The organism is Pseudonocardia bannensis, assembly GCF_012911875.1.
Taxonomy (GTDB): domain Bacteria; phylum Actinomycetota; class Actinomycetes; order Mycobacteriales; family Pseudonocardiaceae; genus Pseudonocardia; species Pseudonocardia bannensis.
In genome coordinates, this window is the sequence record NZ_JAAXKZ010000029.1 from 44145 (window position 1) to 52226 (window position 8082).

General features: G+C 70.7%; 7 protein-coding genes. 6 read left to right on the forward strand and 1 reads right to left on the reverse strand.

The window, feature by feature from the left end; translation table 11 throughout:
• Positions 1-53 precede the first annotated feature (53 nt).
• Entirely contained in the window at positions 54-428 is a 375-nt protein-coding gene (locus HF519_RS10640) for a non-heme iron oxygenase ferredoxin subunit (protein ID WP_169412659.1), read from the reverse strand.
• Positions 429-1402: 974 nt separating this feature from the next.
• Here HF519_RS10640 and HF519_RS10645 point away from each other — a divergent pair.
• From HF519_RS10645 to HF519_RS10670, 6 genes are all read left to right on the forward strand, one after another.
• Positions 1403-3013, forward strand: coding sequence for a purine-cytosine permease family protein (locus HF519_RS10645; RefSeq protein ID WP_169412661.1), 1611 nt, complete (start codon positions 1403-1405; stop codon positions 3011-3013).
• A gap of 258 nt (positions 3014-3271) precedes the next feature.
• Positions 3272-4525, forward strand: a complete 1254-nt coding sequence (locus tag HF519_RS10650; protein WP_169412663.1) for a CaiB/BaiF CoA transferase family protein — start codon at positions 3272-3274, stop codon at positions 4523-4525.
• A 39-nt stretch (positions 4526-4564) separates the two neighbouring features.
• Positions 4565-5185 carry an SRPBCC family protein gene (locus HF519_RS10655; protein ID WP_169412665.1) on the forward strand — a complete coding sequence of 207 codons (621 nt, stop codon included), beginning with the start codon at positions 4565-4567 and terminating at the stop codon, positions 5183-5185.
• Positions 5186-5214: 29 nt separating this feature from the next.
• Complete coding sequence (locus HF519_RS10660; protein WP_169412667.1) at positions 5215-5841, forward strand: XdhC family protein; 627 nt, start codon at positions 5215-5217, stop codon at positions 5839-5841.
• A gap of 37 nt (positions 5842-5878) precedes the next feature.
• Complete coding sequence (locus tag HF519_RS10665) at positions 5879-6781, forward strand: AAA family ATPase (RefSeq protein ID WP_246243060.1); 903 nt, start codon at positions 5879-5881, stop codon at positions 6779-6781.
• Positions 6778-7887, forward strand: a complete 1110-nt coding sequence (locus HF519_RS10670) for a vWA domain-containing protein (protein WP_169412669.1) — start codon at positions 6778-6780, stop codon at positions 7885-7887. The genes HF519_RS10665 and HF519_RS10670 overlap by 4 nt, the downstream gene beginning before the upstream one ends.
• Positions 7888-8082 lie beyond the last annotated feature (195 nt).

Consider the following 8082-nt stretch of genomic DNA (forward strand, 5'->3'; position numbering starts at 1 on the left):
CACGGGCGTCCCGTCCGACTCGTGGGGCGCGGGCGCCGGCATCACTCGCACAGTCATCGCTTCGGCGGCACGCTCGCCGGTTCGCGCCGGAGCGCGACGGCGAGGTCGGAATCCACGGGGGCAGGATCGGAGACGTACAGGTCGCCGCCCTCGACCACGCACTCGTAGACCGCCACCGGCCTCTTCGCCGGCCGTCGTGTCGCTCGGCCCGTGCGCACGTCGAACCGCCCGGAGTGCAGCGGGCATTCCACCTCGCACCCCAACAGCCGGCCGTCCGCCAGTGACGCCTTGCCGTGGCTACAGGTGGCGGCGAGGACATGGAACTCACCGTCGACGTTGCACACGACGAGCTCAGGCATCCCCTCGAGGCGGACGGACCTCGTCTCGCCTGCCGGGACCTCCGCTGTGTCGCAGAGAAAGCGCATCATGCGGTTGGACCTCCTTCTGAACCGCTTCGGGTGCGCGTCACGGGGTTATCGGTCGGAGCCGATCGCATCGGATCGGCCGGAGACCGACGGGCCTGCGGGTCCGCTGGCGGATGCCGCTCACGTCCCTGCCACGCCGTGACCGGCCGCCGCGACGGAACGCGCCGAACCAGCGCCCACACATCGCCCTCGAGCGGACGTCGATGCGTGGGCAGCTCCCCGGAACACGCCCCCTGGATCGTCAACCGATCAATGGGGTGTGGGCGCCTCGGGGCGGCTGTCGAACTGTGTGGCGTCCGGCGCTGATGTCATGCTTTTCCTCCTTGACCGCGGTGCGGCCCGGTGCCAGATCCGGGCCACGCAGCGGGTCGCGGCGGCCGGACGAGGCACAGTGTGGCAGATCCGGCCAGCAATGTATACACACAAGAGTTTCGTGTATACGCTCCCCGCCATGCGCGTCTCACTCGCTCGTGAGCCCCCACCGAAAGCCCCGCCCGGGCTACCGGGCGGCTCTTCACTGCACCGCGCCCACCGCAACTGACTGCGCAACCGCCTCTGGCGGCCCATCCCGATCAATGGCACGTGTCGAGCGTTCTGGAAGCTCGCCGCGCGCGGCGGGTCGGTGTGCATCCCCACTCGGCCGGAACGACATCAGACCGCTGCTCGGATCGTGTCGCCACCGCACTGACCGGCGACTCGCCGGCGGAGGATGGATGACCTCACCCCCGGCCCGACGGCTGTGCCCGGACCGGGCCGCGTTGTCCCCGACGTTCGATACGCGCCCGCTCGGCCCATCACCGGCATTCAGCGCGTCTTCACGTGGCCGCATCGGACGGCCCGATGCATTCATCCGCACCCCACGGCCCGGAGCGTCGGCACGCTCGAAGGCCGGAAGCCCAGCTCTGCCTCTCATCGATCCCATCAAGGAGGATGCGATGTCACAAGATCTCGACAGGGTGATCCAAGGCCCGCTCGAGGTGAGTTACACCGATGACGAGCATGTCGTGCGGCACGCAGCGACCGAGGACTACACCACGCACATCATGCCGATGACCTGGCGTAGCGGCCGCTTCTCGCTGACCATGGCCTGGTGGGCGATGATGAGCGGGGTCGTCTACCTGGTCACCGCCGCGGTCGTCGCGCTCGCAGTCGGCACGGTGAACGCCCTCATCGGGATGACACTGGCGGCCATCGCGTTCTCCGCCGCGAACTTCCTCTTCTCGCGTTATGCGGCGCGGACGGGACTGACCGTGGCGCTACTGTCCCGGCGGTTGTTCGGGCATGGTGGAGCGGCGTTGGCCTCGCTGCTGTTCGCCGGCACCGCGATCTACTACGCGGTGTTCGAGGGGTCGGTGGTGGCCGTCGCCCTGCACCGGTACTTCGGGGGCGCTCTCGAGATCTGGTATCTGGCCGTCGTCGTCTACAGCATCCCGCTGGTGGTCGGCGGCGTCCGGCGTTGGCTGGACAAGCTCAACGGCGTCCTGCTGCCGTTCTACATGGCCGGCCTGGTGGCCGCCGTGGTGCTGGCCGCGAGCAGCGACACCGCCTCTTCCGATTGGTTGACCCGCGGCCCCGAGGCCGCCCCCGCGCTCGCCGGACCCGGCTGGCTGTTCGCCTTCGTCACCTACCTCGGCATGGCCATCCTGATGATGTTCACCATCGACTTCGCGCGGTTCGGCCGGAAGCAGGACGAGACGTTCCACGGCGTTGTCACCTTCGGCCCGGTCTTCTACCTCCTGGCATTCCTCGTCAACGGGCTCGCCGGGATCTTCCTGGTGGACAGCCTCGCGACCGACGGCCCCTTGTCGGAGAGCTCGGTCGTCACCGGCATCGTCGACCTCATGGGCATCTTCGGTGTCCTGTTCATTTTGGCCACGCAGACCCGGATCAACACCGCGAACTTCTACCTCGCGTCCACCAACCTGGAGGCCTTCTTCAGCCGGGTCTTCAGGGTCAGGATGCCGCGAGTGGCCTGGCTGCTCGTGGCCGGTGTCCTGGCCTATCTGTTGATGCTGACCGACGTGCTGAGCTACCTGCTGGCCGCGCTGGCCTGGCAGGCCGTGTTCATCATCGCCTGGGTGGGGGTCGCGCTGACCCACGTCGCGCTCAACCGGAGGGGAGACAAGAACGGGCTGCCGGAATTCCGGCCGGGCCGGGTCAAGGCCGTCACCCCCGGCCTGGCGGCCTGGTTCCTGGCCGCGGGTTGCGGGATCCTGCTGCTCACCCTCGGCGGCCGGTTCGGCGCGACCTGGTCCTCCCTGGTCACGCTCGTACTGAGCGTCGTGCTGTACCTGGCGGCCAGCAAGCTGCCCGGCCGCTGGTTGCTCGATCGTCCTGGAGATCCCCGCGACGAGGTCGCGGACATCTGGGAGGCGCGGGTGAAGTGCCACCGCTGCGGGCACTCCTACACCGCGGTGGAGATGGATCGCGATCCCAGCACCCCCGATCACGCAGCCATCTGCGCGGCCTGCGGGATCACCAGCGCCGATTTCCTGCGGGCGGCGCGAGCCGATGCCGGGCGGACCGCTGGGGCGAAGCGGCCTGAGGCCACGACGCCGGTTACGGAACCGGACCCGGTGAAGCAGTAGGTCCGTCGCTCAGCACGGCGAGGGGCGGGCTCGGTCGAGCCCGTCCCTCGCCGTGTACTCCGCGGGCTGTTCGTCCTGCGCTTCCGACCGGCGGGCACGATCCGGAGCCCGAAATCGTGTATACACGCGCCGCCCGAGCGTGTATACATTGCCCATGCCTGCCTCGTTCTCGCTCGGCCCCCTGCTGCGGGGCCCCGCTCCCGGGTTGGAGAAGCCGCTGCCGTGCCGGGCCGCCCCCGACCGCCCCGGTTCGCACCGGTGAGCCGCGCCCACCAGCCCTCCGGGCTCGCCGGCAGTACGACCGCGGCCGTCCGGACCGGACCCCTCGCCGGGGTCCGTGTCCTCGAACTGGGCTCCATCATCGCGGGACCGTTCGCCACCCGGATGCTCGGTGACTTCGGCGCCGAGGTCATCAAGATCGAGCTGCCCGGCTCCGGGGATCCGTTGCGCGAATGGGGGGTCCACCGTCACGAGGGACGGGCGCTGTGGTGGTCGGTCCAATCCCGCAACAAGAAGCTCATCACGCTGGACGTCCGGCAGCCCGCGGGGCGCGAACTCTGCCTGCGGCTGCTCGACGAGTGCGACGTGCTGGTGGAGAACTTCCGGCCCGGAACGCTGGAGAAGTGGGGCCTGGGACCGGATCAGCTGCACGACCGGAACCCCAAGCTGATCATCGCCCGCATCTCCGGCTACGGACAGACCGGCCCCTACGCGAACCGGCCGGGCTTCGCCTCCGCCGGGGAGGCCGTCGGGGGGCTGCGCTACATCAACGGCTTCCCCCGGCAGGCCGCGCCCCGGGCCGGGATCTCCCTGGGCGACTCGCTCGCGGCGATGTCCGCGGCACAAGGGATCCTGATGGCGCTGTACCACCGGGACGCGAACGGCGGTTGCGGCCAGGTCATCGACACCGCGATCACCGAGAGCTGCTTCGCACTTCTCGAGTCGATGGTGCCCGACTACGGGAAGCTGGGCGTCGTCCGGGAGCCCTCGGGGACGGTGCTGCCGCACGTCGCGCCCTCGAACGTCTACCGCACCCGGGACGGCAAGTGGGTGGTCATCGCCGCGAACGGGGAGAACCTCTGGCGGCGACTCTGCCACACCATCGGCCGGGCCGACCTGCTCGCCGACGAGCGGTTCCGCACCCTGGGCGGACGCGTCGAGCACATGGCCGAGTTGGACGCGATCATCAGCGAGTGGACGGCGCAGCACGACGCCGCCGAGATCGACCGGATCCTCGTTGCCGCCGACGTCGTCTACGGGCCGGTGAACTCCATCGCCGACATCTTCCAGGACCCGCAGTTCCGTGACCGGGACATGCTCATCGAGGTCGACGACCCCGAGGTGGGCCCGCTCACCGTGCCCGGGGTCGTGCCCAAGCTCTCCGCGACACCGGGCGACCCCGGCCCGACCGGCGCCTGGGAGCTCGGCGCCCACAACGACGAGGTGTACCGCGAACTGCTGGGCCTCGATGACGACCAACTGGCTGCGCTGGCCGCCGCCGGAACGATCTGACGCCCCCTTGCGCCTCACCACGACCCCGAAGGCAAGCCGATGCAACTGAGGAACACGTTCACGGTCACCGCGCCGGTGGACGCCCTGTGGGACGTCCTCAACGACGTCGAACGCTTCGCGCCCTACATTCCGGGATTCGTCCTCACCGAGGCTGACGGCGACCGGTACCGCGGCCGGATGAAGATCAAGGTCGGTGCCGTCACCGTGCAGTACGACGTGGACATCACCGTCGTCGAGCGCGACGCGGTCGCCCGGACGGTCAAGGCCGTGGCCGCCGGTCGCGAGCGGCGGGGTGCGGGGACCATGAGGGCGGACGTGACCGGCAGCCTGGCCGCCCGCGGCGGCGTCACCGAAGCGACCATCACGACCGATCTGGACGTCACCGGACGGGTGGCGCAGTTCGGCCGGAACATCCTCGCCGAGGTCGCCGGCAGACTGCTCACCAAGTTCGCCGACGACCTGGAGAAGAAGGTGCTGGCCGACCCCGGCCCGGAGCCGGCCGCCCCGAACCAAAGCCAAAGCCAGAGCGCGACGGTCGGTACCGAACCGGTGGATCTCGTCGAGGTGGCGGGCGCGTCGGTGGCCAAGCGCTTCGTCCCGGCCGGCCTGGCGCTCGTCATGGCGGTGGCGCTGTACCGGATCTTCCGCGGCGGCCGCTGAGGGAGCGGGATCGCTGGAGAGGAGCACGGATGACGATCGCCGCTGCACGGGCATCGGTCACCGCGCAATGGACCACCGAGGCCCGGACCGTGGTCGCCGGGACCCTGGTGGACAGCGCCGGATCAGCGCCCCTGGAACCGGGTGCGGTGATGCTCATCGACGGGGAGCGCAACATGCGGGTGCGCGCTCCGCGGCCGCAGATGGTGCTGTTCGGGGCGATCGACTTCTCCGCCGCACCGGCACCGATGGCCGCAGCGCTCGGCTATGCGGTCACCACCTGCGATGCCCGGGAGACCTTCATCCGGTCGCCGCGGTTCGCCCGCTCGGCCGGGGTGGTGCGGCAGTGGCCGGATCGGTCCCTCGCCACGAGGACGCTGGGGCCCCGGGACGCGGTGCTGGCGCTGACCCACGACCCGAAGTTCGACGAGCCGGCCCTCCTGGCGGCGGTGAACACCGACGCCGGCTACATCGGCGCGCTGGGCGGCAGGCGGCCCGTCGAGGACCGGAACGAGCGGCTGCGGCGAGCGGGACCCGGTCCCGGTCGGGTGATCGCGGCGGTCCGCTCGGCGATGGTATACAAGCGGTCTCGTCGTGCCCGGCCGGCTCTCGCGTCGCACAGCTGCGCAGGCGCGGAGCGGGCAGACCGAGTCCGGTGAGCGGGCCCGCACGAGAGCCCCTGTGAAAGGACGACAGTTGACGACCTCCAATGTCACCCCGCTCCGGGCCCCGGGCTTTCCCGACGGCATCAGCGAGTTGGACGCAGCCCTTCGTCAGCACAGCTATATCCCGGACCCGGGACTGTCCGTCGCCCTCTACCTCGGGCTCACCATGTCCCGTCCCATCCTGCTCGAAGGCGCGCCCGGGGTGGGCAAGACCGAGGTCGCGCGGACGCTCTCGCGCATGCTCGGCGGTCCGATGATCAGGCTGCAGTGCTACGAGGGCATCGACGCCTCCCAGGCACTCTACGAGTGGGACTACGCCCGGCAGATGCTCCAGGTACGTGCCTGGCAGCAGGACAACGGAAACTCGGGCAACAGCGTCGCCGAGCTCTACGGACCCGAGTTCCTGCTCGAGCGGCCGTTACTGCGGGCTGTGCGGGAGAGCGGCCCGCGGGTGCTGCTCATCGACGAGCTCGACCGGGCCGACGACGAGTTCGACGCGTTCCTGCTCGAGGTCCTCGACGACTTCGGGGTGACCGTCCCGGAGATCGGGCGGTTCACCGCCGACGAGCCGCCGGTCGTGATCATCACCTCGAACCGGACCCGGGAACTGCACGACGCCATCAAGCGGCGCTGTATGTACCACTGGATCGACTTCCCCGATGTCGAGCGGGAGGCGCAGATCATCCGTCTGCGGGCGCCGGGGGTGGACGACGAGCTGGCTCGGTCGGTGGCCAAGGCGATCGCCGCGTTGCGCGACATGGACCTGACCAAGACCCCGGGCGCCACCGAGGCGATCGACTGGGCGCGGGCGATGGCGCTGCTCGGCGCCAGTCGCGCCGAGGGCGAGGCCGCGCTGGCCACGCTCGGCTGGGTGGCCAAGAGCCGGGAGGACATGTGGAAGATCCGCCCGATGTTCGACCTGCCGACCGGTTGAGCACCCTCGTCGACGACGTCGCCGCCTTCGGCCGACGGCTGCGCGCCGAGGGGCTGACCGTGGAGCCGGCCCGGCTGGCCACCTTCGCGCGGGCGATCGCGCTCACCTCACCGGAGGCGACGTACTGGGTCGGGCGGGCCGTGCTCGTCTCGCGCCCGGCCGACACCCCGCCCTACGACCGGGCCTTCTTCGCCCACTACGGGGCCGGCTTCCCCACCGAGCGCACGCCGATGCCCCGGATGGTGGCCCGCGTCCCGGACGTCGCGCTGGAGACGCCTGACGGGTCCGCGTCGAGCACCGGGACGGCGAGTGTCTCGCCGGCGAGCCGGGTCGAGCAGCTGCGTTACAAGCGCTTCGAGCTCTGCACCGAGGAGGAGCTCGCGCGGCTCGGGGAACTGATGCGCGAGTTGACGTGGAGCATGCCGCCCCGGCGGACCCGGCGGCGGCGGAGCAGTCGGCGCGGCGAGCTGGACATGGCCCGCACGCTGCGCCGCTCGATGCGACCGGACGGTGAGGCGGCCGGCATCCAGTGGCACCAGCGCCGTCTGACCCCCCGCCGGCTGGTGCTGCTGCTCGACATCTCCGGCTCCATGTCGGCGTACTCGCGAGCATTGTTGATCTTCGCGCACGCCGCGCTGTCCTCCGACGACGGCTGGGAGGCGTTCTGCTTCGGCACCCGGCTGACACGCATCACCGGTCAGCTGCGCACCCGCACACCGGACGCGGCGCTGCGGGCCGCCTCGGAGGCGGTGCTCGACTGGGACGGCGGGACCCGGATCGGGGACGCTGTGAAGGCCCTGGTGGACGGCTGGGGACAGACCCAGGTGCTGCGAGGGGCGGTCGTCATCGTCTGCTCCGACGGGCTGGACACCGGCGAGCCGGACCTCCTCGCCGAGCAGATGGACCGGCTGCACCGGCTCTCCCGCGAGGTGGTGTGGCTCAACCCGCTGAAGGGCCTGGTCGGCTACGAGCCGATCGCTCAGGGCATGGCCGCCGCGATGCCCTACATCGATCTGTTCGCCACGGGCGACGACCTGGCCAGTCTGGAGGCGCTCAGCCAGCGGCTGAGTGCCGTGCGCGGGCGGTCGCGGCGGCCGTCGCACTGACTCCCGCCGGCCCGCCCCGGGTCCGGCCACTCGCATGACACCACGACGGCGAAGGCCCCGGCAGCGGTGCTCGGGTTCTAGCGGTCGCTGCAACACCTCGATCATGAGGAGTTGCAGCGACCGTGGCCGTTGTGGGGCGGGTTGTGCATCGGGCGGAGTCCGCCCGGCTGCGTGAGGAGTTCCTGGCGCGGTTCG